This window comes from Pseudomonas sp. EYE_354 (genome assembly GCF_023148575.1).
Classification (GTDB): Bacteria; Pseudomonadota; Gammaproteobacteria; order Pseudomonadales; family Pseudomonadaceae; genus Aquipseudomonas.
Genome location: NZ_JAHXNQ010000004.1, coordinates 361,106 through 386,867, shown reverse-complemented (window position 1 = coordinate 386,867; position 25,762 = coordinate 361,106). Strand labels below are relative to the sequence as shown.

General features: G+C 60.9%; 22 protein-coding genes. 9 read left to right on the top strand and 13 right to left on the bottom strand.

Annotated elements, in window-relative coordinates; genetic code table 11:
* Together KZX66_RS08180 and KZX66_RS08175 are read right to left on the bottom strand one after the other, a co-directional pair.
* Nucleotides 1-1,461: NCS1 family nucleobase:cation symporter-1 (locus tag KZX66_RS08180; protein ID WP_248078178.1), on the bottom strand; the 1,461-nt coding region annotated here is incomplete at its 3' end.
* Nucleotides 1,462-1,804: 343 nt separating this feature from the next.
* The gene (locus KZX66_RS08175; RefSeq protein WP_248078176.1) at nucleotides 1,805-2,539 is read right to left on the bottom strand and encodes a phosphoadenylyl-sulfate reductase; all 735 of its coding nucleotides are present in this window, start codon (nucleotides 2,537-2,539) and stop codon (nucleotides 1,805-1,807) included.
* A 151-nt stretch (nucleotides 2,540-2,690) separates the two neighbouring features.
* On the opposite strand from KZX66_RS08175, the gene thrH reads away from it, so the two are divergent.
* A complete protein-coding gene (thrH, locus tag KZX66_RS08170; protein ID WP_248078173.1) occupies nucleotides 2,691-3,308 on the top strand; it encodes a bifunctional phosphoserine phosphatase/homoserine phosphotransferase ThrH in 618 nt (205 codons plus the stop codon).
* Between the two features lie 97 nt (nucleotides 3,309-3,405).
* On the opposite strand, the gene KZX66_RS08165 is transcribed toward thrH, so the two are convergent.
* From KZX66_RS08165 to KZX66_RS08140, 6 genes are all read right to left on the bottom strand, one after another.
* A complete protein-coding gene (locus KZX66_RS08165) occupies nucleotides 3,406-3,762 on the bottom strand; it encodes a transcriptional regulator (protein WP_248078171.1) in 357 nt (118 codons plus the stop codon).
* Nucleotides 3,762-4,064 carry a type II toxin-antitoxin system HigB family toxin gene (locus KZX66_RS08160; protein WP_248078169.1) on the bottom strand — a complete coding sequence of 101 codons (303 nt, stop codon included), beginning with the start codon at nucleotides 4,062-4,064 and terminating at the stop codon, nucleotides 3,762-3,764. Before KZX66_RS08160 ends, KZX66_RS08165 begins: the two co-directional genes overlap by 1 nt.
* Before the next feature lie 228 nt (nucleotides 4,065-4,292).
* A complete protein-coding gene (gene pabB / locus KZX66_RS08155; RefSeq protein WP_248078167.1) occupies nucleotides 4,293-5,636 on the bottom strand; it encodes an aminodeoxychorismate synthase component I in 1,344 nt (447 codons plus the stop codon).
* A 98-nt stretch (nucleotides 5,637-5,734) separates the two neighbouring features.
* The gene (locus KZX66_RS08150; protein ID WP_248078165.1) at nucleotides 5,735-6,721 is read right to left on the bottom strand and encodes an alpha-L-glutamate ligase-like protein; all 987 of its coding nucleotides are present in this window, start codon (nucleotides 6,719-6,721) and stop codon (nucleotides 5,735-5,737) included.
* Nucleotides 6,721-8,253 carry an inactive transglutaminase family protein gene (locus KZX66_RS08145; RefSeq protein ID WP_248078163.1) on the bottom strand — a complete coding sequence of 511 codons (1,533 nt, stop codon included), beginning with the start codon at nucleotides 8,251-8,253 and terminating at the stop codon, nucleotides 6,721-6,723. Before KZX66_RS08145 ends, KZX66_RS08150 begins: the two co-directional genes overlap by 1 nt.
* A gap of 5 nt (nucleotides 8,254-8,258) precedes the next feature.
* A complete protein-coding gene (locus tag KZX66_RS08140) occupies nucleotides 8,259-8,792 on the bottom strand; it encodes an ATP-dependent zinc protease (protein ID WP_248078161.1) in 534 nt (177 codons plus the stop codon).
* Nucleotides 8,793-9,064: 272 nt separating this feature from the next.
* Here KZX66_RS08140 and KZX66_RS08135 point away from each other — a divergent pair, with 272 nt between their 5' ends.
* From KZX66_RS08135 to KZX66_RS08105, 7 genes are all read left to right on the top strand, one after another.
* Entirely contained in the window at nucleotides 9,065-9,775 is a 711-nt protein-coding gene (locus tag KZX66_RS08135; RefSeq protein ID WP_099582717.1) for a GntR family transcriptional regulator, read from the top strand.
* Entirely contained in the window at nucleotides 9,772-10,665 is an 894-nt protein-coding gene (gene prpB / locus KZX66_RS08130; protein WP_248078159.1) for a methylisocitrate lyase, read from the top strand. The genes KZX66_RS08135 and prpB overlap by 4 nt, the downstream gene beginning before the upstream one ends.
* A 42-nt stretch (nucleotides 10,666-10,707) precedes the next feature.
* The gene (gene prpC / locus KZX66_RS08125; RefSeq protein ID WP_248078157.1) at nucleotides 10,708-11,835 is read left to right on the top strand and encodes a 2-methylcitrate synthase; all 1,128 of its coding nucleotides are present in this window, start codon (nucleotides 10,708-10,710) and stop codon (nucleotides 11,833-11,835) included.
* Between the two features lie 130 nt (nucleotides 11,836-11,965).
* Nucleotides 11,966-14,560 (top strand): Fe/S-dependent 2-methylisocitrate dehydratase AcnD, encoded by a 2,595-nt coding sequence (gene acnD, locus KZX66_RS08120; protein ID WP_248078155.1) that lies wholly within the window; start codon nucleotides 11,966-11,968, stop codon nucleotides 14,558-14,560.
* Between the two features lie 10 nt (nucleotides 14,561-14,570).
* On the top strand, nucleotides 14,571-15,761 hold the full coding sequence (gene prpF, locus KZX66_RS08115) for a 2-methylaconitate cis-trans isomerase PrpF (protein WP_248078153.1): 1,191 nt from the start codon (nucleotides 14,571-14,573) through the stop codon (nucleotides 15,759-15,761).
* Nucleotides 15,762-15,931: 170 nt separating this feature from the next.
* Nucleotides 15,932-17,416, top strand: a complete 1,485-nt coding sequence (prpD, locus tag KZX66_RS08110) for a 2-methylcitrate dehydratase (protein ID WP_248078151.1) — start codon at nucleotides 15,932-15,934, stop codon at nucleotides 17,414-17,416.
* Nucleotides 17,417-17,625: 209 nt separating this feature from the next.
* Entirely contained in the window at nucleotides 17,626-18,543 is a 918-nt protein-coding gene (locus KZX66_RS08105) for a hypothetical protein (RefSeq protein ID WP_248078149.1), read from the top strand.
* Between the two features lie 61 nt (nucleotides 18,544-18,604).
* On the opposite strand, the gene KZX66_RS08100 is transcribed toward KZX66_RS08105, so the two are convergent.
* Genes KZX66_RS08100 through KZX66_RS08080 form a run of 5 tightly spaced genes read right to left on the bottom strand, consistent with a single transcriptional unit; the run spans nucleotide 18,605 to nucleotide 24,093 of the window.
* Complete coding sequence (locus tag KZX66_RS08100) at nucleotides 18,605-19,336, bottom strand: alanyl-tRNA editing protein (protein WP_248078147.1); 732 nt, start codon at nucleotides 19,334-19,336, stop codon at nucleotides 18,605-18,607.
* A 2-nt stretch (nucleotides 19,337-19,338) separates the two neighbouring features.
* Nucleotides 19,339-20,331 (bottom strand): serine O-acetyltransferase, encoded by a 993-nt coding sequence (locus tag KZX66_RS08095; protein WP_248078145.1) that lies wholly within the window; start codon nucleotides 20,329-20,331, stop codon nucleotides 19,339-19,341.
* 37 nt (nucleotides 20,332-20,368) lie between these two features.
* Nucleotides 20,369-21,283, bottom strand: coding sequence for a PLP-dependent cysteine synthase family protein (locus KZX66_RS08090; protein WP_248078143.1), 915 nt, complete (start codon nucleotides 21,281-21,283; stop codon nucleotides 20,369-20,371).
* 15 nt (nucleotides 21,284-21,298) lie between these two features.
* Nucleotides 21,299-23,161 (bottom strand): molybdopterin-synthase adenylyltransferase MoeB, encoded by a 1,863-nt coding sequence (gene moeB / locus KZX66_RS08085; RefSeq protein WP_248078141.1) that lies wholly within the window; start codon nucleotides 23,159-23,161, stop codon nucleotides 21,299-21,301.
* 38 nt (nucleotides 23,162-23,199) lie between these two features.
* Nucleotides 23,200-24,093 (bottom strand): EamA family transporter, encoded by an 894-nt coding sequence (locus KZX66_RS08080; RefSeq protein WP_248078202.1) that lies wholly within the window; start codon nucleotides 24,091-24,093, stop codon nucleotides 23,200-23,202.
* A gap of 160 nt (nucleotides 24,094-24,253) precedes the next feature.
* Between KZX66_RS08080 and KZX66_RS08075 the strand changes: the two genes are divergently transcribed.
* Nucleotides 24,254-25,678, top strand: coding sequence for a PLP-dependent aminotransferase family protein (locus tag KZX66_RS08075; protein WP_248078139.1), 1,425 nt, complete (start codon nucleotides 24,254-24,256; stop codon nucleotides 25,676-25,678).
* Nucleotides 25,679-25,762: the final 84 nt, after the last annotated feature.

The following is a 25,762-nucleotide window of genomic DNA, read 5'->3' as shown; positions in this document are numbered from 1 at the left end:
GATGAGCCCGTACAGCAGCCCTGCAATACCGGCGCCAAACAGCCAGGAAAACGGCGAGACACTGGCGAACCCAGGCAGCAGCGCCAGCAGGATGGCGATCACCGCCGCAGGAATAAACGCCGCCACCGCGCGCAAATTGACCCCCCGGCTGTAGTAATAAACGCCATTTGGGTCTTCGCTGTACAACTGCGGCACGTCCACCTGGCTTTTACGGATCAGCCAGTAATCGACCATGATCACGCCGTACAACGGCCCCAGCAGTGCGCCCAGGCCGGAAAGGAAGTACACGATCACCAGCGGGCTGTTGTAGAGGTTCCACGGCAGGATCAGCACGGCGACGGTGGCGCTGATCAACCCGGCGCGGCGGAAGTTGAGGTACTTGGGCGCCAGGTTGCTCAGCACAAAGGCAGGGGCGACGAAGTTGGCCATGATGTTCACCGCCACGGTGACGATCAGAAAGGCCAGGCAACCGAGCACGAGGAAGAAGGTATTGGGGATGGCGGCGATGATCTCGGTGGGGCTTTCGATCACTCGGCCGTTAAGTTGGAATTGCCCGCCGCACAGCAGCACGGTGATGGCGGCAAATATCAGGATATTCACCGGAAGGCCCCAGAAGTTGCCGACCTGAATGGTCTTGCGGCACGGTGAGGAACGCGCGAAATCGCAGAAGTTGAGGATCAGCGTGCCGTAGATCGCCAGCCACAGCGCGCCGCCGGCGAAGATATTGCGCCACATCTCGCCGCCGCTCAGCGGCTCACGGATCGACCACGCAATCTGGCCGCCCGCCTGAAAGTACATCCAACCGGCCAATGCGGCCACCGTAGCCAGAATCACTGGACCGGCGAAGCCCTCATAGCGCCGCACCATCTCCATGCCGTAGGCCAGGATTACCAGTTGCACGAACCAGATCGCCACAAAACAGGCCCAGCCCAGGGTGGATAAGCCCAGGATTGAGTTGTGGTCATAGTCGGCGAATCCAGGATGAATCGCCGTCAGCAACACGCGGAAAACCACCGAGGCCAGGTAGGTCTGGATGCCAAACCAGGCAATCGCGATCACCGCGCGGATCAAGGCCGGAATCTGCGCGCCATGGATACCAAAGCTGATTCGGCTGATCACCGGAAACGGCACGCCGGTCTTCTGCCCCATATAGCCCGACAGGTTCATGAAGAAGTACACCAGCGCCGCGCCGATGCCCAGTGACAACAGGATCTGCCAACCGCCCAGGCCCAGCGCATACAGACCGATGGCGAACGAATAGTTGGCGATGTTGTGCACGTCATTGGTCCACAACGCAAAGATGCTGTAGCGCCCCCAACGTCGACCTTCCACCTTGGTGGGCGCCAGGTCTTTGTTGTGCAGCCGCGGGCTGAGCACCAACGGGCCGGGTTGGGTGGCGTCGGGGGTCAGGGCTGAGGAGGGCAGATCCAGTGCGAGGTCATTCGAGAGGCTTGTACGCATTCCGGCAGGCTCCAGCGCATCTGCAGCAAGGCGGCGGATGGCAAAGTGTATGTATGTTTTGTATTTATTGTATACAAGACGCCTTATGCCTTAAGCCACATGCGTGCCAGTTTTCGATCTATGAAAACCGGAGGTAATTTCGTTTTTATAGGTTGTAAAAGTAACTCACTGAATTTAAAGCGCTATAAATTGACCGTTCGAACAGGTATTTATTTTGCGTGGCGAGTTTCAGGTGGCGTAGCGGGGATTTTGCTGCGAGGGGAAATGTAACGTTTTGGTGCGGTATTTAGGTAAGTGCACACAAGAATGGCACTAATGGTGACATTCTTGTGTACAGGTTTGATCAGGCCTTGCTGATGATATTTCCCGCATGCAGCCCGCATTCCTTCTGCGTGGCTTCTTCCCACCACCAGCGGCCTTCGCGCTCGTGCTGGTTCGGCAGCACCGGGCGGGTGCACGGTTCGCAGCCGATACTGATAAAACCGCGCTCATGCAGGCTGTTGTACGGCAGCTCCAGCATGCGGATGTAGCCCCAGACCTCTTCGCTGGTCATCTGCGCCAGCGGGTTGAACTTGTAAAGGGTGCGCTCCGGGGTTGAGAACGCGGTGTCGATTTCCAAGGCCGCCACCTGGCTACGGGTGCCGGGGCTCTGATCGCGGCGTTGGCCGGTGGCCCAGGCACTCACGCCGGAAAGTTTGCGGCGCAGTGGCTCGATCTTGCGCACACTGCAGCATTCGCCATGGCCGTCCTTGTAAAAGCTGAACAGGCCCTTTTCCTTGACGAAGGGTTCCAGTTTGCTCTGGTCGGGTGAGATCAGTTCGATGTCGATCTTGTAAAAGTCACGCACCTGCTCGATGAACCGGTAGGTCTCCGGGTGCAGGCGGCCGGTGTCGAGGCTGAACACCTTGACGTTCTTGTTCAGCTTCCAGGCCATGTCCACCAGCACCACGTCCTCGGCGCCGCTGAAGGAGATCCACAGGTCATCACCGAACTGGCTGAACGCCAGCTTGAGAATGTCCTGGGCGGATTTGTTGGCATAGGTCGCGGCGAGTTCAACGACGTCGAAGGCTTGGTTCATCAGGACGGTTCCTACAGGTCAGTGGCGCTGAGCGCTCTATAGGGGAGCGATGGTATCAAAATCCGCTCTGCGTTGCGGCGGCGAGCTTGAATCGCTAGAGTTCGGCAGTCCTTTTGCTCGCTCAACTAACAACATCCAATGGGAGTGTCTTGTGGAAATTGCCTGTCTTGACCTGGAAGGGGTGCTGGTCCCGGAAATCTGGATCGCTTTTGCCGAAAAAACCGGTATCGAATCCCTTCGGGCCACCACCCGCGACATTCCCGACTACGACGTGCTGATGCAACAACGTCTGCGTATCCTTGACGAGCACGGGCTCAAGCTCGCCGACATCCAGGCGGTGATCGCGACGCTCAAGCCGCTGGACGGCGCCGTCGAGTTCGTCAACTGGCTGCGCGAGCGCTTCCAGGTGGTGATCCTGTCCGACACCTTTTATGAGTTCTCCCAGCCCTTGATGCGTCAATTGGGCTTCCCGACCCTGTTGTGCCACCGTTTGATCACCGACGACACCGACCGCGTGGTGAGCTACCAACTGCGCCAGAAAGACCCCAAGCGTCAGTCAGTGTTGGCGCTCAAGACCCTGTACTACCGCGTGATTGCCGCCGGCGATTCCTACAACGACACCAGCATGCTGGGCGAAGCCGACCGTGGGATTCTGTTCCATGCGCCGGAGAACGTGATCCGCGAGTTCCCGCAGTTTTCGGCCGTGCATACGTTCGAGGATTTGAAAAAAGAGTTCATCAAGGCGTCGAATCGGCCGTTGAGCCTGTAAGTGACATCTGCGAATACTGTCTGTGCTGAGCGGCAAGCCCGCTCAGCACAGGGAGGGTGTTGAGCGTTAGGAATGATGGGGCCGCCTCCGTGGCTGCTTAACCCCCCGCCAACAAACGCTCATAAGGAATGCTCAAGCCTTCATGCAGGCGTTTGATCATCGACAGGCTGAGCTTGCGCTTGTGGTTCAGCACTTCTGACACCCGCCCACTTGGGCCGATGAACGGTTCCAGGTCGCGGGCGGTCATGCCCAGTTGCTCCATGCGAAATTTTATCGCTTCCACCGGATCCGAAGACGGCATCGGGTAATGGTCCGCCTCGTACTTTTCAATAAGCACGGCGAGAATTTCCAGCTCGTCACCCTCGGGCGAGCCGACGTCCGCTCCCCAGAGCTGCTCGACGCGCGCGAGGGCGGCGGTCAGATCGTCTTGGGAATGAATAGGTTTGATGTTCATCACACGGTCTCCGCGTTGATCTGATCGTACTGCGCGTGGGTCCCCACAAAACGTATGAACCCAAGCTGTCGTTGGTAATCGATCGCCATGATCACTCGATATTTGTTGCCGCCTACGTTGAAAACAACCCGGCCGCTTTTGAGAATGCTCGCGGTTCTGAGCTCGGCCTTGAGCGCTTGTGGCGTCGGGTAAGTTGCCTTCTCCATATGCCGGTACAGCTCGACCAGCGGCGTTTTTGCATCGATATAGGCCGGGTACCTGTCCCAGAATGTTCGCAAGGTAGAGAGCGCGATTATTCGCATGCTGGCGCCCTCCCATTTTGGGAGATGATAGGCGCGGCGGTTTGGATGTGCAATCCCGGAAATAATTGCCGGGGCGTCGGCAGTCGCTTCAGGTGGTCCTTCACAGAGGGCAGTGGACAGTCTGTGCTGGACGCTAACTTTGCGCTCGCCCCCTCGTCCACAGCCCTTCTGATTCAGGCTTTTTCCGCTGCTGGGCAAGGCGCCCGAGCACCCGCAGGGCGCCTTGCGTTACAAGCTTTCCAGCGTTTGTAACAATACCCGCACCTTGGTCAGCGACTCCTGATACTCCGCCTCCCACTGCGAGTCCGCCACGATCCCGCCGCCGCCCCAGCAGCACACCTGTCCGTCTTTGACCAGCAAACTGCGGATGGCGATGGAGCTGTCCATTTCACCGCGAACGTCCAGGTAAAGCAGTGAGCCGCAGTACAAGCCGCGTCGCGTCGGTTCCAGCTCGTCGATGATCTGCATTGCGCGGATCTTTGGCGCGCCGGTGATGGAGCCGCCGGGGAAGCTGCCGGCGATCAGGTCGAGGGCGTCTTTGCCGTTGGCCAACTCGCCGGTCACGCTGCTGACCAGGTGGTGCACATTGGGGTAGCTTTCCAGGCTGAACAGCTCCGGCACGCTGACCGAGCCGATGCGGCAGGTGCGGCCCAGGTCGTTGCGCAGCAGGTCGACAATCATCAGGTTCTCGGCGCGATCCTTGGGGCTGGCCAGCAGTTCGGCGGCGTGGGCGGCGTCTTCTGCGGGGTTGAGTCCGCGGGGGCGGGTGCCTTTGATCGGGCGGGTTTCCACCTGGCGTTCGCTGATGCGCACGAAGCGCTCTGGCGACAGGCTCACTATCGCGCCGTCATCCGGCAGGCTCTGGAACCCGGAGAACGGCGTCGGGCAGGCTTCGCGCAACGCACAATAGGCGACCCAGGGATCACCGACGCACGGCGCGCGAAAACGCTGCGCGAAGTTGACCTGGTAGCAGTCGCCGGCCTGGATGTAGTCCTGGATCCGCGCGATGGCCTGGCGATAGGCCTCGGCAGCGAGGTCCGGTGCCATGGTGCCCTTCAATTTGAAGGACGCAGTGGTATCAGCCGGCGGTTGGTTGAACACCGCGATCAAGCGTTGCCGCTCGCCGTCAGCCAGGGCCGGGTGGAACACCAGTTGGCTGGTGCGCGCCTGGTGATCGCTGATCAGCGCCCAGGCATACAGACCGAAACGCGCATCCGGCAGATGCAGGTCATCCACCGCCAAGTGGGGCATCTGCTCCAGATGTCGGCCAAAGTCGTAACTCAGGTAGCCGATCAAGCCGCCGGCAAACGGCAGCTCCAGACCTGCGGGCAGGGCCGCTTCACCCAGTTGGGTAAGATTACCCCTTAAGCGCTGCAGGAAATCACCGCCGCTTTCGTCAGGCCCAACCGTCAGGGTCGCTTCAGGCCAGGCGCTGAGAAGATCATAGCGCCCGCGTTCGGCAACCGGACGGCCGCTGTCGAGCAGTACGGCGCCAGGCGCATGGCGAATCGCCGCAAAATACTCGGCGGGGTTGGCCCGGTAGGGCAGCGGGTGTACGGAGCAGGTCGACATGCGGGGCGGATCAGCCAAGGCGCGGGGGAGGGAATTGTAGTCTCCCCCAGGATTTGCTCCTAGGGGGGATGTCGGAGATAGACAGATTGAAGGCCGCGTCAGCCTTCTACGGGCGGAATATGCCCGAACATTTCCTGCACGAACTTGACCCGCTCTTCCACGGTTTCCTTCACACCGGCGGCTTTCAGCGCTTCCAGGCGAGCCTCTACCGCGTGAGTACGCAGGGTCAGGCCGCAGTCGTTGGCGATCTGGATATTCAGCCCCGGTCGCGCATTCAGTTCCAGGATCAACGGACCTTTTTCCTGGTCCAGCACCATGTCCACACCGATATAGCCGAGCCCGCACAGCTCATAGCAGCCAGCTGCGAGTTTCATGAAACCGTCCCAGTTGGGCAGTTGCACGCCATCCACCGCGTTGGTGGTGTCGGGGTGTTTGGTGATGATGTTGTTCAGCCAGGTGCCGCGCAGGGTCAGGCCGGTGGCCAGGTCTACGCCCACGCCGATCGCGCCCTGGTGCAGGTTGGCCTTGCCGCCGGACTGGCGGGTCGGCAAGCGCAGCATGGCCATCACCGGGTAGCCCATCAGCACGATGATGCGGATATCCGGCACGCCTTCGTAGCTGATGCTCTTGAAGATCTGGTCGGGCACCACGCGGTATTCGATCAGCGCGCGGTCACGGTGGCCGCCCAGTGAATACAGGCCGGTGAGGATGCTGGAGATCTGATGTTCGATCTCCTCGTGGCTGATGATCTTGCCGGACACCGTGCGGTAGCGTCCTTCAAAACGGTCGGCCACCACGAGGATGCCGTCACCGCCGGCGCCCTGGGCCGGCTTGATTACAAAGTCGCTGCGCCCGCCGATGATCTCGTCGAGCTTGTCGATTTCCTTTTCGGTGGAAATCACCCCGTACATTTCCGGCACGTGGATGCCTGCGGCGATCGCCCGTTCCTTGGTGATGATCTTGTCGTCCACGATCGGGTACAGGCTGCGCTTGTTGTACTTGAGCACGTAGTCGGCGTTACGCCGGTTGATGCCCATGATCCCCCGCGCTTCGAGGGCTTTCCAGGTCTTCCAGAAGCCGAACATTACGAGTCAGCCTTGAGGAAGGCCTTGAAACGTACCAGTTCGGTCAGGCGGTAGCCGCGATAACGCCCCATGGCCAGCATGAAGCCCACCAGGATCAGCAGGACCGCGGGGAAGGTGAACACGAAGTAGATCAACTCCGGCACGCTCATGATGATGTGCGCCAGGGAGGCGGCGAACAGCGTGCCGATCGCCACTTTCATGGCGTGGCCGCCGCCACGTTCTTCCCAGGTGATGGACAGGCGTTCGATGGTCATGGTCAGGATCACCATCGGGAACAACGCCACCGAGAGGCCGCGTTCGAGCCCCAGCTTGTGGCTGAACAAACTGATGGCCGCGATCAGCACCACGACAAACGTCAGTACCACCGACAGCCTCGGCAGCATCTGCAACTTCAAGTGTTCAAGGTACGACCTGAGGGACAGGCCCAGCGCGGTAATAATGGTAAACAGCACGATCCCGAAGCCCAACTGCGTTTCGCGGAACGCCAGGGCAATCAGCACCGGCGTGAACGTGCCCAGTGTCTGCAAACCGATCAGGTTGCGCAGGATCAGGATCACCAGCACGCCGATCGGGATCATCACCATGATCATGAAGGTCTGCTGGGTTTGCAGCGGCAGGCCGTAGAGCGAATATTCGAGGAAATTGGCGTCGGTGTTTTCGTCGGTCAGCTTGGCCAGGCGAATCGCGTTCATCTCGCTGTTGTTCAGGCTGAAGGTGACCATGGCTTTCTTGCCGCCATCGACGGTGATCAGGTTTTCATCGCCGGTCCACCACAGCAGGCGGTCGGCGGGCAGGCCTTGTTCGCCGGTTTCCGGGTTGAAGTACAGCCAGTCACTCCCATTGAAGCTGCGCAGCCACAGTTCCGGGGTTTGCGGCTGGTCGGCGACCAGACGGATGGTGTGGACTTTTTCTACCGGCACATGGGCGATGGACAGCAGCAATTCGACGATCTTGGCCTTGTGCGGTGTGGAGGGGTCGCCCGCCAGCAACAGCTTCACATTGTCGTCGTTGAGGTTGTTGGTACGCTTGATGGCTTCGGTGATGAAGGTTTCGACATCGGCCGAATGCTGGCGAATCGGCGCAAGCAGGGCTTCGGCGGCGATTTTTTCCGGGCCTTCGACGGCGATGCTGTCGCGGAAGGTCGGGCCCTTGATCTTGGTTTTTTCGCCGCTGTAGCGCTTGGTCAACACCAGGCGGTAATACAGGGTCTGGTTGCCCTTGGCCCGGCGTGCCGACCAGGTCACTTTGCGGTTGCCGTCGATGCGGTTGACGCTGACCCCATAGTTGTTCGAGATAAAGCTCTCGTTGAGGCTCACGAAGTCGCGGCTCAATGGCGGCACGAACATCTGGATTTTCACCGGGTCTTTCGGGTTGGCGACGAACTCGACCTTGGCGTCGATGTTCCACAAGTCGTCGGTGGCGTCCTCGGTGACGGGGATGCCCAGCACAAAAATCTGATAGGCGGTGACCGAAATACCCAGCACCACCAGGATGGCGATCAGGATTCTCAGGTGCAGGGTTAGAGCGCGCATTCGGTTTACTCGGCGGTATGAGCGTCGGCGGCACAGGCGGGTTTGCCTGCGGCGTATTTAAGACTGGGGTCGACCAGCGCATCAAAGCGTTTCAACGCTTCGGAGCCGATCAGCAGCGGATATTGGAAAGCGCTGCGGTCAGTCAAGTTCACTTCGATGCTGCGTAAAGAGGTGCCCATGCAGATATCCAGGGAAATCACCGGGCGGGCGGTGTAGTTCTTGTCCTCATCGGGGTCGTAGTCACCGGCGCGGCGCTTGATCTTGCTGACGCGGGCCAGTGGGCGTTCGATGGGGTGCGAGTGGGCGGTGTCGATCGCCAGGTAGAAGCGCACCCAGGATTCACCGTTGCGCTTGAAGCGCTTGATATCGCGGGCACTGAGGGAGGCGGTCTTGGCGCCGGTGTCCAGTTTGGCGGCGACTTCCAGGTCGATGCCGGCCAATTGCGCGTATTCATTGAGGCCATACACGGTCTTCTCGGCCGCAACGCCGAGGCTGGGTAGACACAGTAGGCAAAACAGGGGGAAGGGCTTGAGTCTCATAGATCCTGGGGCGGTGCCGTGCGATGTTCAATTCAAGGCGACTGGCATTGCTGCGCAAACTCCCTCGTGCGCCGTTTCATCCAGTGATGTCAGGCAAAAGCGGCGGGCATTCTAACATGATGCTTTTCCGGCGCCAGCGCTGGCAGGCGGCCATGCCCCTACAGAGTGCAGGCAGGGTTATTAGACGATTGTCGACAATGTTGATTTATTCTTTGACTAATCAGGCTTGATTGGCTAGTTTTTGCCACATTGCTTTTAAAGGTGTCGACAATATGCTGGATCAGCTGCAAACCCCGGTGGTTGCGCAAGACGACTCCCAGACCATGTCCGAGAACGTCTTCCGCCGTATCCAGGCCGCCATCGTCAAGGGCGAGATCGCCCCCGGCAGCAAGATCTCCGAGCCGGAACTGGCGCGCACCTATGGCATCAGCCGCGGCCCGCTGCGCGAGGCGATCCACCGTCTGGAAGGCCAGCGCCTGCTGGTGCGCGTGCCCCATGTGGGCGCTCGCGTCGTCTCGTTGAGCCATGCCGAGCTGGTCGAGCTGTACGAAATCCGCGAATCCCTGGAAGGCATGGCGTGCCGCCTGGCCGCCGAGCGCATGACCGACGCCGAAATCGAAGAACTGCGCCAGGTGCTGCACACCCATGAACGGGATGCGGCGTTCCAGGCCGGTGTCGGCTACTACCAGCAGGAAGGCGACTTCGATTTTCATTACCGGATAATTCAAGGCGCGGGCAACCGCACCCTGACTCAAATGCTGTGCGGTGAGCTCTATCAGTTGGTGCGCATGTACCGCATCCAGTTCTCCGCCACCCCCAATCGTCCACGCCAGGCCTTTGCCGAGCATCACCGCATTCTTGACGCGATTGCCGATCGCGACGGTGAACTGGCCGAATTGTTGATGCGCCGGCACATCGGTGCGTCCAAGCGCAACATTGCCCGTCACTTCCCGGACGGTGCTCCTGATAGAGGTGAGTCATGAGTTCGAACACTACACGCACACCCGGCCAGCGTTTCCGTGACGCCGTCGCCAGTGAACAGCCCTTGCAAGTGGTCGGCACCATTAATGCCAACCACGCACTGCTGGCCAAGCGCGCCGGTTTCAAGGCGATCTATCTGTCAGGCGGCGGCGTGGCTGCCGGCTCCCTGGGCGTGCCGGACCTGGGCATCACCGGCCTGGATGACGTGCTCACCGACGTACGCCGCATCACCGATGTGTGCGACCTGCCGCTGCTGGTAGACGTCGACACCGGCTTTGGCTCCTCGGCGTTCAACGTGGCGCGCACCGTCAAGTCGATGATCAAGTTCGGCGCCGCGGCTATTCATATCGAAGACCAGGTGGGCGCCAAGCGTTGCGGTCATCGCCCGAACAAAGAAATCGTGTCCCAGCAGGAAATGGTCGACCGCATCAAGGCTGCGGTGGATGCACGCACCGATGACAGCTTTGTGATCATGGCTCGTACCGATGCCCTGGCCGTTGAAGGCCTGGAGTCTGCCCTGGAACGCGCCGCCGCCTGCATCGAAGCTGGCGCTGACATGGTGTTCCCGGAAGCCATCACCGAACTTGAGATGTACAAGCTGTTCGCCGCCCGGGTGAAAGCGCCGATTCTGGCCAATATCACCGAGTTCGGTGCAACCCCCCTGTACACCACCGAACAGTTGAAATCTGCCGATGTTTCCCTGGTGCTGTACCCGCTCTCGGCTTTCCGCGCCATGAACAAGGCCGCCGAGAACGTCTACACCGCGATCCGTCGTGACGGTACCCAACAGAACGTGATCGATACCATGCAAACCCGCATGGAGCTCTACGATCGCATCGACTACCACACCTTCGAGCAGAAGCTCGACGCGCTGTTCGCCGCGAAAAAGTAACGAACGCGCCTCCCTGAATAACTACAAAATTGGAGAACGAACATGGCTGAAGCAAAAGTACTGAGTGGCGCCGGCCTGCGTGGCCAGGTCGCCGGGCAAACCGCACTGTCCACCGTGGGCCAGGCCGGTGCCGGCCTCACCTATCGCGGCTACGACGTGCGCGAACTGGCCGCCGATGCGCAGTTCGAAGAAGTCGCCTACCTGCTGCTGTACGGCGAACTGCCGAGTAAAGCCGAACTGGCCGCCTACAGCGCCAAACTGAGCACACTGCGCGACCTGCCCCAGGCTCTTAAAGAAGTGCTCGAACGCATCCCGGCCGACGCCCATCCGATGGACGTGATGCGCACCGGTTGCTCGTTCCTGGGCAATATCGAACCCGAGAAAGACTTCAGCGTGCAGCGCGATGTCACCGACCGCCTGCTCGCCGCCTTCCCGGCGATCATGTGCTACTGGTATCGCTTCAGCCACGACGGCAAACGCATCGACTGCGTGACCGACGAGCCGAGCATCGGCGGCCACTTCCTGCATCTGCTGCACGGCAAGCAGCCGAGCGAACTGCATGAAAAGGTCATGAACGTCTCGCTGATTCTCTACGCAGAGCACGAATTCAACGCGTCGACCTTCACCGCCCGTGTGTGTGCCTCGACCTTGTCCGACCTGTACTCCTGCGTCACCGCCGCCATCGGCTCCCTGCGCGGCCCGTTGCACGGCGGCGCCAACGAAGCGGCGATGGAGATGATCGAGCGTTTTTCTTCGGCGCAAGACGCCGTCGAAGGCACCCTCGGCATGCTGGCGCGCAAAGACAAGATCATGGGCTTTGGCCATGCGATCTACAAAGACAACGACCCGCGCAATGAAGTGATCAAGGGCTGGTCGAAAAAACTCGCCGACGAGGTGGGCGATACCGTGTTGTTCCCGGTCTCCGAAGCCATCGACAAGACCATGTGGGAGCAGAAGAAGCTCTTCCCCAACGCCGACTTCTACCATGCCTCGGCGTACCACTTCATGGGCATCCCGACCGAGCTGTTCACGCCGATTTTCGTGTGCTCGCGCCTGACCGGCTGGGCCGCGCACGTGTTCGAACAACGAGCCAACAACCGCATCATCCGTCCGAGCGCCGAGTACATCGGCGTCGAGCAGCGCAAGTTCGTGCCAATCGAACGTCGCTGAATGAGGAGACCGGCGCTCCCGGGATTGGAATGAGCGCAACCTGTGGGAGGGGGCAAGCCCTGCCACATTTGCATCGTATTCCAACCCTGGACCCGGCTTCGTTTGCAATCACCGTGACCGAGTCCTGACGATGAACACTGAATTTCGCAAACCGCTGCCCGGCAGCCGCCTGGATTACTTCGACGCCCGCGCGGCAGTCGAAGCTATCACGCCCGGTGCCTACGCCACGCTGCCCTATACCTCTCGCGTGCTCGCCGAAAACCTGGTGCGCCGTTGCGATCCGGCCACCCTCAACGCGTCGCTGAGCCAACTGATCGAGCGCAAACGCGACCTCGACTTCCCTTGGTTCCCCGCGCGCGTGGTGTGCCACGACATTCTCGGCCAGACCGCCCTGGTCGACCTCGCCGGCCTGCGCGATGCCATTGCCCTGCAAGGTGGGGACCCGGCGCAGGTCAACCCGGTGGTGCCCACCCAGTTGATCGTCGACCACTCCCTGGCCGTCGAAGCCGGTGGCTTTGACCCTGAGGCGTTCGAGAAGAACCGCGCCATCGAGGACCGACGCAACGAAGACCGTTTCCACTTTATCGAGTGGACCAAAAAGGCCTTCAAGAACGTCGATGTGATCCCTCCGGGCAACGGCATCATGCACCAGATCAACCTGGAGAAAATGTCTCCGGTGATCCAGGTGCGTGACGGCGTGGCCTTCCCCGATACCTGCGTCGGCACCGACAGCCACACCCCGCATGTGGATGCGCTGGGCGTGATCGCCATCGGTGTCGGCGGCCTTGAAGCCGAGAGCGTCATGCTCGGCCGCGCCTCGTGGATGCGCTTGCCGGAAAGCGTCGGCGTGGAGCTGACGGGCAAACTGCAACCGGGCATTACCGCCACCGACATGGTGCTGGCGCTGACCGAGTTCCTGCGTAAACAGAAAGTCGTGGGCGCGTGGCTGGAGTTCTTTGGCGAAGGCGCGTCGGCACTCACCTTGGGCGACCGCGCCACCATCTCGAACATGGCCCCGGAATACGGCGCCACGGCGGCCATGTTTTACATCGATCAGCAGACCATCGCGTACCTGAAACTCACCGGTCGTGAAGATGAACAGGTCGCCCTGGTCGAGCAATACGCCCGTCACACCGGGCTGTGGGCCGACGACCTCAAGGGCGCGCAATACGAGCGTGGCCTGACGTTCGACCTGTCCAGCGTCGTGCGCAACATGGCAGGCCCGAGCAACCCGCACGCCCGCGTCGCCACCCGCGACCTGGCCGCCAGCGGCATCAGCGGCCAATGGGATGACGTGCCGGGGCAAATGCCTGACGGTGCGGTGATCATCGCCGCCATCACCAGTTGCACCAATACCAGCAACCCGCGCAACGTGATTGCCGCCGGCCTGCTGGCGCGCAATGCCAACAAGCTGGGGCTGACGCGCAAACCGTGGGTCAAATCGTCCCTGGCGCCCGGTTCGAAAACCGTGGCCATGTACCTGGAAGAAGCCGGCCTTGGCCATGAGCTGGAGAAGCTCGGCTTTGGCGTGGTGGCGTTTGCCTGCACCACGTGCAATGGCATGTCCGGCGCACTCGACCCGGCGATCCAGCAAGAGATCATCGACCGCGACCTGTACGCCACCGCCGTGCTCTCGGGCAACCGTAACTTCGACGGGCGGATTCACCCCTACGCCAAGCAAGCGTTCCTGGCCTCGCCGCCGTTGGTCGTGGCCTACGCGATCGCCGGCACCATCCGTTTCGACATCGAAAAGGACGTGCTCGGCGTCGACGCCAACGGCAACGACATCCGTCTGCAGGACATCTGGCCGAGCGACGAAGAGATCGACGCCGTGGTGAAGGCTTCGGTCAAGCCGGAGCAGTTCCGCAAGGTCTACATCCCGATGTTCGCGATCCACGAAGACACCGGCCCCAAGGTCACGCCGCTGTATGACTGGCGCCCGCAAAGCACCTATATCCGCCGCCCGCCGTACTGGGAAGGGGCACTGGCCGGTGCGCGCCCGCTCAAGGGCATGCGCCCGCTGGCGGTGCTGCCGGACAACATCACCACCGACCACCTGTCGCCGTCCAACGCGATCATGCTCGACAGCGCCGCCGGCGAATACCTGGCAAAAATGGGCCTGCCGGAAGTCGACTTCAACTCATATGCAACCCACCGTGGCGACCACCTGACCGCCCAGCGCGCGACGTTTGCCAATCCGAAACTGTTCAACGAAATGGTGGTGGAAAACGGCAAGGTCAAACAGGGCTCCCTGGCGCGCATTGAGCCCGAAGGCCGGGTCACGCGCATGTGGGAAGCCATCGAAACCTACATGGAACGCAAACAGCCGTTGATCATCATCGCCGGCGCCGACTACGGCCAGGGCTCGTCCCGCGACTGGGCGGCCAAGGGCGTGCGTCTGGCCGGTGTGGAAGCGATTGCCGCCGAAGGCTTCGAGCGCATCCACCGCACCAACCTGGTGGGCATGGGCGTGTTGCCGCTGGAGTTTTTGCCGGGCACCGACCGTCACACCCTGCACATCGACGGCAGTGAAACCTATGACGTGGTCGGTGAACGTACGCCGCGCGCGCAGTTGACCCTGGTGATCAACCGCAAGAATGGCGAACGTGTCGAAGTGCCGGTGACCTGCCGTCTGGACACCGCCGAAGAAGTGTCGATCTACGAGGCGGGCGGCGTGTTGCAGCGCTTTGCCCAGGACTTCCTGGAATCGGCGGCGACCGCCTGAGAGGATGCATATGGCACACGTAGCGCAAATCAAGATCCCCGCCACCTATATGCGTGGCGGCACCAGCAAGGGTGTATTTTTCCGCCTTCAGGACCTGCCCGCATCGGCGCAGGTCCCGGGCGCCGCGCGCGACGCCTTGCTGCTGCGGGTGATCGGCAGCCCCGACCCGTACGACAAGCAAATTGACGGCATGGGCGGCGCGACATCCAGCACCAGCAAGACGGTGATCCTGGCCACGAGCACCCGCGCGGATCACGACGTGGACTACCTGTTCGGCCAGGTCGCCATCGACAAACCCTTCGTCGACTGGAGCGGCAATTGCGGCAACCTGTCGGCGGCGGTGGGTTCGTTCGCCATCAGTGCCGGCCTGGTCGACCCCGCCCGCGTGCCCCATAACGGCGTAGCCGTGGTGCGCATCTGGCAGGCCAATATCGGCAAGACCATCATCGCCCACGTGCCGATCACCGACGGCGCGGTGCAGGAAACCGGTGACTTCGAACTCGACGGCGTGACCTTCCCGGCCGCCGAAGTGCAACTGGAGTTCATGGACCCGGCGGCGGAAGAAGAGGGCGGTGGAGGCTCGATGTTCCCCACCGGCAACCTGATCGACGAGCTGGAAGTGCCCGGCGTCGGCACCTTCAAGGCCACGCTGATCAATGCCGGGATCCCGACGATTTTTATCAACGCCGAAGACCTGGGTTACACCGGTACCGAATTGCAAGGCGCCATCAACAGCGACCCCAAGGCGCTGGCTATGTTCGAGACCGTGCGGGCCTATGGCGCGCTGCGTATGGGCCTGATCAAACACCTGGACGAAGCGGCCCAGCGCCAGCACACACCGAAGGTGGCCTTTGTCGCCAAGCCTGCCGACTACGTCGCGTCCAGCGGCAAGGCCATCAAGGCTGGCGATGTGGATTTGCTGGTGCGGGCGTTGTCCATGGGTAAGTTGCACCACGCGATGATGGGCACGGCTGCGGTGGCGATTGGTACGGCGGCGGCGATTTCCGGCACCTTGGTCAACCTGGCCGCTGGGGGCGTGGCGCGTAATGCCGTGCGCTTCGGGCATCCGTCGGGCACTTTGCGTGTGGGCGCTGAAGCGACCCAAGTCAACGGCGAATGGGTGGTCAAGAAGGCCATCATGAGCCGCAGTGCGCGGGTGTTGATGGAAGGGTTTGTGCGCGTGCCTGGCGATGCGTTCTAACCCCTGAAATGACGATAAATGTGGTGAGCAAGACAAGCCCGCTCACCACGACAAGCCCGCTCACCACGACAAGCCCGCGACACAACACTATAAGAGTCGGTATCCGGCCGGCCACGCCACAACAACCCTGACCCTGAGGATTGAACCACCCCTAACTTTGGAGTACTGCCATGAGCGCCAACGTCGACCAGAACAATCGCCCCGATTATGACCAGGTCCTGCAGGACATTGCCGATTACGTCCTGACGTACCGGATCGACTCACCGGCGGCATTGGACACCGCGCGCCACTGCCTGATGGACACCCTCGGCTGCGGGCTGCTGGCCCTGCGTTTCCCCGAGTGCACCAAGCACCTGGGGCCGATGGTCGAAGGCACGGTGGTACCGTTTGGCGCGCGGGTGCCTGGCACTTCGTTCCGGCTGGACCCGGTCAAGGCCGCCTGGGATATCGGCTGCATCGTGCGCTGGCTCGACTACAACGACACCTGGCTCGCCGCTGAGTGGGGCCATCCCTCGGACAACCTCGGCGGCATCCTCGCCGTGGCCGATCACCTGTCGCAAAAGCGCGTGGCCAATGGCGAGGCACCGCTGAGCGTGCGGGCGGTGCTGGAAGCCATGATCATGGCTCACGAAATTCAGGGCGTGATTGCGCTGGAGAATGCCTTCAATCGTGTCGGCCTCGACCATGTGCTGCTGGTGAAAGTCGCCTCCACCGCCGTCACAGCCAAGCTGATGGGCGCCAACCGTGAACAGCTGCTCGCGGCCTTGTCCCACGCGTTCGTCGATGGGCAAGCGCTGCGCACCTACCGACATGCGCCGAACGCCGGGTCGCGCAAGTCCTGGGCCGCGGGGGATGCGTCGAGTCGCGGTGTGCGCCTGGCGGATATCGCGTTGCGTGGCGAAATGGGTATCCCCGGTGTGCTGAGCGCACCGCAGTGGGGCTTCTACGATGTGCTGTTCAGCCACACCAACAAGGATTTGGCCCTCAAACCCGAAGACCAGCGCAGATTCAGTCTGTCCCAACCCTATGGCACGTACGTGATGGAAAACGTGCTGTTCAAGATTAGCTTCCCCGCCGAATTCCATGCGCAAACGGCCTGCGAAGCGGCGGTGATCCTGCACCCTCAGGTCAAGCATCGCCTGCATGAGATCGAGCGCATTGTGATCACCACCCACGAGTCGGCGATTCGCATCATCTCCAAGATCGGCCAACTGGCCAACGCCGCTGACCGCGACCACTGCCTGCAATACATGACGGCCGTGCCGCTGGCGCTCGGCGCGCTGGTGGCCGAGCACTACGAGGATCAATTCCATGCCGCGCACCCGATCATCGATGTGCTGCGCGACAAAATGATCATCGTCGAAGACCCGCGTTACAGTCGTGAATACTTGGAAGCCGACAAACGCTCCATCGCCAACGCGGTGCAGGTGTTCTTCACCGATGGCTCGAGCACCGAACAGGTGGCCGTGGAATACCCAATTGGCCATCGCCGCCGCCGGGAGGAGGGTGTTCCGCTGCTGGAGGCCAAATTCAAGGCGAACCTGGCCACTCGCTTTACTGCCCAGCGCAGCGCCGAGATTTTTGCGCTGTGCAAGGATCAGTCGAAGCTCGAGGCGACCGCCGTGCACCGCTTTATGGACTTATTCGTGATCTGACGCGCTACACAGCCTGTGGATGAACGGGTGTACTCCGGGTTGCTGAGTTCGATTTTTTCGTCGTTCACGGTACCCCGGCTCACGCCTGCCAGGTCCCTGGAACCCATTTCAGAGCAAGGCCACTCAGGTAGCCAGATAACCGGTTGACGCCGGTTCTTCTGGTTGTTCGCGTATTGCGAACGTGATGTTTGAATTTGAGAGCGTGCTCTATGACTTCCGTAAATACTCATCCACAAAACCCTTACACGGCAGGCTACGTACAGCCTCAAAGCCCAGAACCCGTCCGTCAAGAAAGCAGCGCCGAGGCCTCCGGACATCCCGTCCCACATGCCAATGTTGCGCCGCCCCGCCCGCCGGTAACGCCCGAGCAGCGCGGTCAGTTTTCGAGCCACAACGCTATCGTTAACCCGCGGCAACCTCAGGGCACCGACACCGCGGGCGAGCTGGCTGAGTTGACGCAAAAAAATCAGACGCTTGCCGCTAAATACAAAGCCTTGGCAGAAAGGTTTTCACAGAAGATTACTGAGCTAAGTACGAAGATAGAAACTCTGATTCAGCAACTCAGCACTCCAGGCGAACAGACTGAAGAAAAGCCTGCAGCGCCTGAGCCTAAACCTCAAAGCCGTATCGCCGGTGGGCAGGCTGCGCCGCCTGAAACACCGCCAACCCCCGAGGTACAAGGCAATGAGGGGACTGAGCACGTTGAGCCTCAGGGTTTCAAAACCGTGTCTGAGCAAATCACCCGGCTTCAATATGCGTTCAATCAGTTGCTTGAGAACTTCAATGCTGCAATGAAAATACTGACCGAGAAACTTGATACGTTGACTCAACTGCTCAGCAAGGGCGCCCCCCAAAGCCAGGTCACACCAGAGCAGCCGGGTATCACCGAAACCATCACCTCAAACGACGTGAGCCCTGAAACGACGGCCCCAGCGAAAGACGAGAAGTCGGCCCCTGCCAGTAATCCAGTAGCGCCCGCCCCCGGCACTGTTGAATACCTCAAGCAGGAAAACCAAAAACTTGAGAGTCACATTGATCAAATGACTGCTTATTTTGAGCAAACGATGGCAGCGCTTGAGCAGCAATTCGAAACCTTGACCAGGCAAGCCAACGAGAGAAAGAAGTAGGGCTGTACCGATTCAAACAGTGTGGTGGGCAGCCGCCACACTGGCGCGCTTCAGCATCAAGTTACCCCTCAAACCGCAGGATTACACGGCGGTTGTGCTTGCTCTTCTTCTCGATTTTCTCGCAGAACACCCGGCCGATTTCTTCGGTATTGAGCACATGGGTGCCGCCGCATGGCTGGATATCGATCCCGGCAATTTCAATCACCCTTACCGAGCCCTGGATCACCGGCGGTGCAACCGCCTGGGTGCGGGTGATCTGCAGCAGGGTGGCGTATTCCGAGGCAGGCATCGACAGGGTATCGACCTGATGGGCCTGCTCGATCAGCGCGTTGAGGTCGCGGGTGATCGTTTCTTTATCGAGGGTCATTTCCGGCAGGTCGAAATCCAGGCGACCTTTGTCGGCACTGATGCTGCAACCGGTCACCGGCGCGTCGATGATTGAGCACAGCAGGTGCAGGCAGGTATGCATTTTCATGTGCTGGTAGCGACGTTCCCAGTTCAGGCCTGCGTCTACCTGCACGCCGCTGGTCAATTGCTCCGGGCAATGTTCCACCTGGTGCCAGATGATCGAACGCAGCACCGGGTCGCGCACGGTGCCGGTCACTTCCACCCGCGTGCCATCAGGCAAGGTCAAGTGGCCAGTGTCCCCTGGCTGCCCGCCGCCGGTGGGGTAGAACAGCGTGTGCTCCAGAGCAATGCCTTGTTCGCTGATGGCAATCACCCGGGCGCTGAACGCGTTCTGGTAGGGCGCGCTGTCGAACAGCGCCAGGGTTTCCATGGTGTGCACGGACATATTCAACCTCCGACGATCAGTGGGCTGGCTTGCAGCAGGTGACGCACCATTGCACTCAAGCCAGGTGGCGAGAGCAGAGTGATTTCAAATTCGGGGCCGCAGACTTTCAGGTTCAGCGGCAGGCGCGGCAGGTGGTTGGCTGACTCAACACGATGCAGGCGAAACTGCAGGTGGTGGCGCTCTTTCACCGTCGGTTCGAGCATCACCCCCGGCAAAGGGTGAAAGTCGGCATCGAGCACCGTGACCTTGTGACTGGCATTGATCTCGCCGACCACATGCAGGCGCTCATCCAGAGCAAAGGCACCGAGGTAGTTGCTGTGGTCGGACTCGTCGTTTTTTTGCAGTTGGATCTGGTTGACCACCTTGACCTTGGTCCCCGCGGGCACGTCCTGGGTAATCACGCACGAAGGGCTGATAAAAACGTTATCGCCGATCTGCACATAGCCCAGCACCCGGGCACCGGAGCCGACTTCGACGTTATTGCCCAAACGCGGGTGGCGCTTGCCGTCCGGGTTGTTGGCAATGCCACGGGCGCCCAGGGTCACGCCGCAAAGGATGTAGCAGTCGTTGCCGATCTCACAGGTTTCACCGATCACCGTGCCGTAACCGTGGTCCAGCACAAAGCGCCGGCCGATTCGCGCCGCGGGGTGAATTTCTGCACCGGACAGCACCTTGCCTTGGTTGCTGAGCTTGAGGGCAATGCGCGAGAACATGGCGTTGGTCTGTTCGGGAAAATTCCACACCAGGTGCGCGAGCCGGTAATACAACACCGCCTTGAACGAGGCGTAGGATTCCAGGATCAGCTCGCCGCGCCCTCGGGACGCCGGGTCGCGGTAGGCATAGGCAATCAGGTCCTCGGCCACTGCCTGCGCCGCGTTCTGGATCAACGGTGCCAGGTGCGGTTCCAGTTGCTTCATCTGCGCGGGCGTGAGTGTCTTGATGAGATGGGTGAGCAACTCATCGTGCAGCTGTTGCATGTCGATAAAGCCGCCCATTGAGGCACCCCCGCATTCTGGATCGTTGGAAAACCGGTTATTCGAAGCTGGGCAGGTAGCTGTCGGCATTGTCATAGACCATGGTCAACACCACCGTTTCGGGCGGTAGTTCGGGGGCGAGCCTGGCGATGGCCACCATATTGGCGGCGGAGGACAGGCCCAGGCTGATGGCGTCGGTGCGCATGATGCGTTTGATCATGTCGATGCAGTCCTGGCGCGAGACCTTGAGCATGCCGTCGATCACATCCAGGTTGAGGATGCTTGGAATCACGCCAATCGACAGGCCCTGGATATGGTGCGGCGCATGCTGGTTTTTCAGCAGGTCACACTCTTCGGGCTCCACGCCCATCACGCGGATGGCCGGCCAGTGGGTCTTGAGTGTTTCGCCGATACCGGTGATATGGCCACCGGTGCCGATGCCGGACACGAAGTAGTCCACGCGGCGCTCGCCAAAGGCGCGGATGATTTCCGGCGCGGTGGTGTCGCGATGGGTCTGTGGGTTGGCGCCGTTGCGTTGCTGGTTGAGCATCACGTAGCTCGGGTTTTCCAGTTGCAGATCCATGCATTTTTCGCCATGGGAGTTGTTGCCGAGACGGCTGTCGGACAGCACCACCTTGGCCCCGTACAACCGCAGCAGCTTTTGCTTCTCGGGGCTGTAGTTGTCGGGAATCACCAGCACCACCTTGTAGCCCAGCACATTGCCGGCCATGACCAGGCCTATGCCGGTGTTGCCGCCGCTGGGTTCGATGATGGTTTGCCCGGAATCGCGGATCAGCACGCCCCGGCGCTCGGCGTCGAGGATCATGGCCAAGGCGATGCGCGCCTTGTGGCTGCCGCCTGGGTTGAGTGATTCGAGCTTGGCGTAGACCTCGATGCCGAGGTCTTCGGAGAACTGCGTCAGGCGCACGATGGGTGTGTCGCCGATGACATCGAGGATTGAGTTATGCAGCATCAGTCAGCCCCCGGATCAGTACAACGGCATGTCGGGTTCGACGTCGCGCACCCAGTGCTTCATGCCGCCTTGCAGCACTTTGGTGTTGGCGAACCCGGCGGCCAGCAGCGTGCTGGCGGCCCGTTCGGCGCGGGTGCCGGCATAGCAGATCAGGTAGTGAGTGCTGTCGCGGCTGAGGCGGTCGAGTTGCCCGTCCAGCTCATCCAGGGGGATATGCACCACGCCTGGTAACTTGCACACCTCCAGTTCGCTGGCGTCGCGCACGTCCAGCAACACGTCGGCACTGCGCGGGTGTTCGAGCAATTGCTTGAGTGCCCGTGGCTTGATGTAGCGCTCTTCTGCCAATGACGGAACACTCGGCATCTTGTCGGCGCAGACCGCCGGCGCGACGGTTTCACTGTGCCGCAACTCTGAACAGCACGGGCAATCGGCGCGGCGCTTGAAGCGGATCTCGCTGAACTTCATCGCCAACGCATCAAACCGCATCAGGCGCCCCGACAGCGGCTCGCCGATGCCGATCAGCAATTTGATCGCTTCAGTGGCCTGGATCATCCCCACCACCCCCGGCAGCACGCCGATCACGCCACCGGCGCTGCAATTGGGCGCCAGTTCCGCCGGCGGTGCCTGGGGGAACAGGCAGCGGTAGCACGGCCCGCCTTTGTAGTTGAGCACACTGATCTGCCCGTCGAAACGGTAGATGGCGCCGTACACCAAGGGCTTGTCCAGCTGTACGCAGGCGTCGTTGACCAGGTAGCGGGTGTCGAAATTGTCCGTGCCATCGATCACCAGGTCATAGGCGCCCACCAGTTCCAGGGCATTGTCGGCATTCAAGGCGGTGTCGTGGGCGTTGATCTGGATGTGACGGTTGAGGTCCTGCAAACGCTGCTTGGCGGACTCGACCTTGGGCATGCCCAGCGTGCTATTGCCGTGGACGATCTGGCGCTGCAGGTTGCTGCTTTCCACCACGTCGAAATCCACCAGGCCCAGGGTGCCGATGCCGGCTGCCGCCAGATACAGGCTGATGGGCGATCCCAGACCGCCGGTGCCGATGATCAGCACCTTGGCTTTTTTGAGGTTCAACTGGCCTTCGCGGCCGACCCCGGGCAGGGTGATGTGGCGCACATAGCGCTGGACTTCTTCATTGCTCAAACTGTCGACGTCGATGCCGCCTGATGTTGCGAGCAGCACTTCGATCCTGGTTTTTTCCGGCAAGGGTTCATCCGCGTCGATCAGCGCTTGCTCGGCGGTAAACAGGAAGTGCTCCTTGAGCTGGTTGTTGTTCTCGTGAAACAGATGCTGACGCAGCTGCGGGTGGCTGCTGCAGAGGTTTTCCATGACTTCGCGCAGTGTCGATCCGGTGCCCTCAAGGGTCGATTCCGGCAGCTTGGCCACGCGAACCAGGATATCGGGGAAAGAAACAGCGTTCATGGACAACTCCGTGTGCAGGTCGTTGAAAGGGGTGAGGGCGAATTGCTTGCCATCCCAGGCAAACAGCTTGGATCCCAGGGCCTGGCCCTGGCGAACATCGACCACCAGGTAGCTCACCGGGTAGATCGGTTCGCCCATGAACAGGGCCTTGTCCTGGTCTTCATCGCTGAAATAGGCGCCGACGTCCGGGTGGGAGTGGTAGATCACCACCACCGGGTTGTCGCTGCGAAACGCCTTGTTCAGCAGCAGGGTGTCGGCCACGGAAAAGGTGTAGCCATTGGCCGCGCTGCGCGGGTACATCTCGGGGTTCTTGCGGTGCAGTTCATTCTGGATATTGCGGCCCAGGTACACGCTGCCGTCGGCGAAGACGAAGCCACAGCATTCCTCGGGATAGCTGCGGCTGGCGTGGGCGTAAATCTGTTCCAGGGCTTCGGGGCGGAGCACGTCCATGTTTCTCTCGCGTTTCTGGTGGTTAGGGGGCCGGAGGGTCAATTTTTCTTGGCCATGAGTTTTTCGATGGGCAACTTGGTGATTGCAAAACCGGCCAGCAGGACGGCCGAGTACAGCATCAGGTCGCGGGAAATCTCTACGCCTTCGTACCAGGCGCCGATGATCACCGCGAACACTGGGAAGATGATGAACACGAATGACAGGATGATCGGGCTCAAGCGCTTGAGCAGCATGAAGTACACGATGAACCCGCCCACCGAGGCCACCAGCCCCAGGTAGACCAGCGCACTCCAGGAGCGCAGGGTGATGTTTTCAAAGGCCGGCGTCTCGAACCACAGGCCAGCCACGAACAGCATCAACCCGGCAATGCCGATGGGCAGGGTGTTGTAGGTGATGACGCTGATGGCGCTGCCTTTCTGTTTGGTGATGACGTAGCACAAGGCGTGCATGATGGCGGCGGTCAGGATTGCCAGGACGCCGAAGAACTCCGCGTGATCCAGGTGCAGGCCCTGGCTCTTGATGATCATGTAGAGGCTGCCGAAGCCGATGCCGATACCGACCACCTGTGAGAAGTAAATGCGCTCGCGCAGGAATAACGCGGAGAAGATCAGGATAAACACCGGCATGCAGCTGAACAGCAGGGCGGTGAGGCCGGATGAGACGTGCATCTCACCGTAGTTGAGCAGGTAGTACGGCACGCTGAAATACGACAGGGTGACGAACACGAAGAACCAGCGACTTTCGCGGGGAAACAGGATGGGCTCGCGGCGCACCATGGCAAAACACAGGAACAGCGGGAAGGCGATCAGAAAGCGCAGGCCGGCGGAGGTGAGCGGTGGGACGCTCTCTACGGCAATTTTGATCCCCAGCCACGTAGTCCCCCAGCTCAGGCAAACGATCAGGAACATCACACTGGTGACCAGCCCGGCCAACCACTGTTTTTGAGTTTTGATTTTGGCGGTGTTTTCGACAACGGCGGACATTGGCATCGTTTATTGCTTCCCTGAGCCTGAATTGAACTCTATATTGAACTTGTAATGAGTTATGTAATTCGGCGATTGAACCCGTAAAAGCACACTATTAGGGCAAAAGATGGCTGTCAAAACAAATATTGACATGGTGTCAATTATGCGTGAGGGGTTGTCCAACGGGCAGGGCGTCAAGTACAAGCGCCTGTCCGATGTCATGGAACGCGGCATCCTCGAAGGCTTGATTGAACCGGGACGAAAATTGCCGCCCCATCGGGTGCTTTCCGACAACCTGGGTGTGACCATCGGCACCATAAGCCGGGCCTACGGCGAACTGGAACGCCTGGGGTTGGTAGTCGCCCGGGTCGGTGACGGTACATTCGTGCGCAAGCGTGGGATGGAGCGCCAGCGCGACGAAGGTTTTCGCAACGTCAGCGAGGAGCCGCGCCAGTACTTCGATATGAGCCGTAACATGCATATCCCAGGGCAGGAAACGACCTTCCTGGCCCAGAGCTTCCAAACCCTGGCGACCAACGCCAAGTTCCTCCAGGACATCAGCGCCTACACGCCGGATGCCGGCCTGCCGCGCTACCGCGAGGCCGGCGCGCAGTGGCTGGTGCAGCGTGATTTTCATCCGATCCCCGAGCAGGTGATTTGCGTCAACGGCGGCCAGCACGGGCTGTTGTGCGCGATGATGGCGCTGTTGCGCGCCGGGGATACCGTGGTCACCGAGCAACTCACTTACCCAGGCCTGATAACCGCCGCGCGCATGCTCGGCATTCGTTTGATCGGCCTGGAGATGGATGAAGAGGGCGTGCTGCCGAGCGCGCTGGATGAAGTCTGTCGTAACCACCGGATTTCGGCGTTGTATTGCACGCCGACGATCCAGAACCCCACCACGGCGGTGCTTTCGGTGACGCGCCGCGAAGCGCTGGTCAGGGTGTGCCGCGAACACAACCTGCTGATTCTTGAGGATGAAGCCCACGGGGTACTGGTGGAGGACCGTCCGCCGCCCCTGAGCCATTTCGCCCCCGAACGTACGATTTTAATCAGCAGCCTGAGCAAGGCGGTGTCCGCCGGGCTTCGCGTGGGTTACGTGCATGCACCTCCGGCGTTGGTCAGCCGGATTTCGGCGGCCCTGCGGTCAACCTGCTGGATGGCGACCCCGGTCACTCTGGAACTGGCCACGCAATGGATCGAGAACGGCACGGCCGAATACCTGTTGCGTCAGCAGATCAACGAGATCAGCCGACGCAAGGCCCTGGTGCGTGACCTGCTGGCGGGCTTGGAGTACCGCACGCACCTCAACAGCCCGCACTTTTGGATTGAAGTACCGGAGCCGTGGCGTGCGTCGGAAATCGAGGCGGAGCTCAAGCAGAACAACTACCTGATCGCCACCGCCGAAGCGTTCGCCGTCGGGCAGACGGCTGTGCCGCAGTTTATTCGCGCGAGCATTTGTAATACGTCCGGGGATGATCAGTTGTTGCTGGCCGGTTTCGATGCGCTGGCGACAGCGCTGGGGCAGGGCGGCGGGCGGTTTCACCTGTAAAGCCCCATCACTTTCGTAGCGCTCGCGCCTGTTGTGGCGAGCGGGACTCCTGTGGCGAGCGGGCCTGCTGGCCTGACAGGCCCG

Excerpts from the sequence above, each read along its gene's own strand:
- prpF (WP_248078153.1), top strand. The coding sequence starts at position 14,571 with ATGGCACACGTAGCGCAAATCAAGATCCCCGCCACCTATATGCGTGGC.
- acnD (WP_248078155.1), top strand. The coding sequence starts at position 11,966 with ATGAACACTGAATTTCGCAAACCGCTGCCCGGCAGCCGCCTGGATTAC.
- moeB (WP_248078141.1), bottom strand. The coding sequence starts at position 23,161 with ATGGACGTGCTCCGCCCCGAAGCCCTGGAACAGATTTACGCCCACGCC.
- KZX66_RS08175 (WP_248078176.1), bottom strand. The coding sequence starts at position 2,539 with ATGAACCAAGCCTTCGACGTCGTTGAACTCGCCGCGACCTATGCCAAC.
- KZX66_RS08090 (WP_248078143.1), bottom strand. The coding sequence starts at position 21,283 with ATGCTGCATAACTCAATCCTCGATGTCATCGGCGACACACCCATCGTG.
- KZX66_RS08140 (WP_248078161.1), bottom strand. The coding sequence starts at position 8,792 with ATGAGACTCAAGCCCTTCCCCCTGTTTTGCCTACTGTGTCTACCCAGC.
- KZX66_RS08145 (WP_248078163.1), bottom strand. The coding sequence starts at position 8,253 with ATGCGCGCTCTAACCCTGCACCTGAGAATCCTGATCGCCATCCTGGTG.
- KZX66_RS08160 (WP_248078169.1), bottom strand. The coding sequence starts at position 4,064 with ATGCGAATAATCGCGCTCTCTACCTTGCGAACATTCTGGGACAGGTAC.
- KZX66_RS08105 (WP_248078149.1), top strand. The coding sequence starts at position 17,626 with ATGACTTCCGTAAATACTCATCCACAAAACCCTTACACGGCAGGCTAC.
- KZX66_RS08100 (WP_248078147.1), bottom strand. The coding sequence starts at position 19,336 with ATGTCCGTGCACACCATGGAAACCCTGGCGCTGTTCGACAGCGCGCCC.
- KZX66_RS08095 (WP_248078145.1), bottom strand. The coding sequence starts at position 20,331 with ATGGGCGGCTTTATCGACATGCAACAGCTGCACGATGAGTTGCTCACC.
- prpD (WP_248078151.1), top strand. The coding sequence starts at position 15,932 with ATGAGCGCCAACGTCGACCAGAACAATCGCCCCGATTATGACCAGGTC.
- prpC (WP_248078157.1), top strand. The coding sequence starts at position 10,708 with ATGGCTGAAGCAAAAGTACTGAGTGGCGCCGGCCTGCGTGGCCAGGTC.
- pabB (WP_248078167.1), bottom strand. The coding sequence starts at position 5,636 with ATGTCGACCTGCTCCGTACACCCGCTGCCCTACCGGGCCAACCCCGCC.
- KZX66_RS08150 (WP_248078165.1), bottom strand. The coding sequence starts at position 6,721 with ATGTTCGGCTTCTGGAAGACCTGGAAAGCCCTCGAAGCGCGGGGGATC.
- KZX66_RS08135 (WP_099582717.1), top strand. The coding sequence starts at position 9,065 with ATGCTGGATCAGCTGCAAACCCCGGTGGTTGCGCAAGACGACTCCCAG.
- prpB (WP_248078159.1), top strand. The coding sequence starts at position 9,772 with ATGAGTTCGAACACTACACGCACACCCGGCCAGCGTTTCCGTGACGCC.
- KZX66_RS08165 (WP_248078171.1), bottom strand. The coding sequence starts at position 3,762 with ATGAACATCAAACCTATTCATTCCCAAGACGATCTGACCGCCGCCCTC.
- KZX66_RS08075 (WP_248078139.1), top strand. The coding sequence starts at position 24,254 with ATGGCTGTCAAAACAAATATTGACATGGTGTCAATTATGCGTGAGGGG.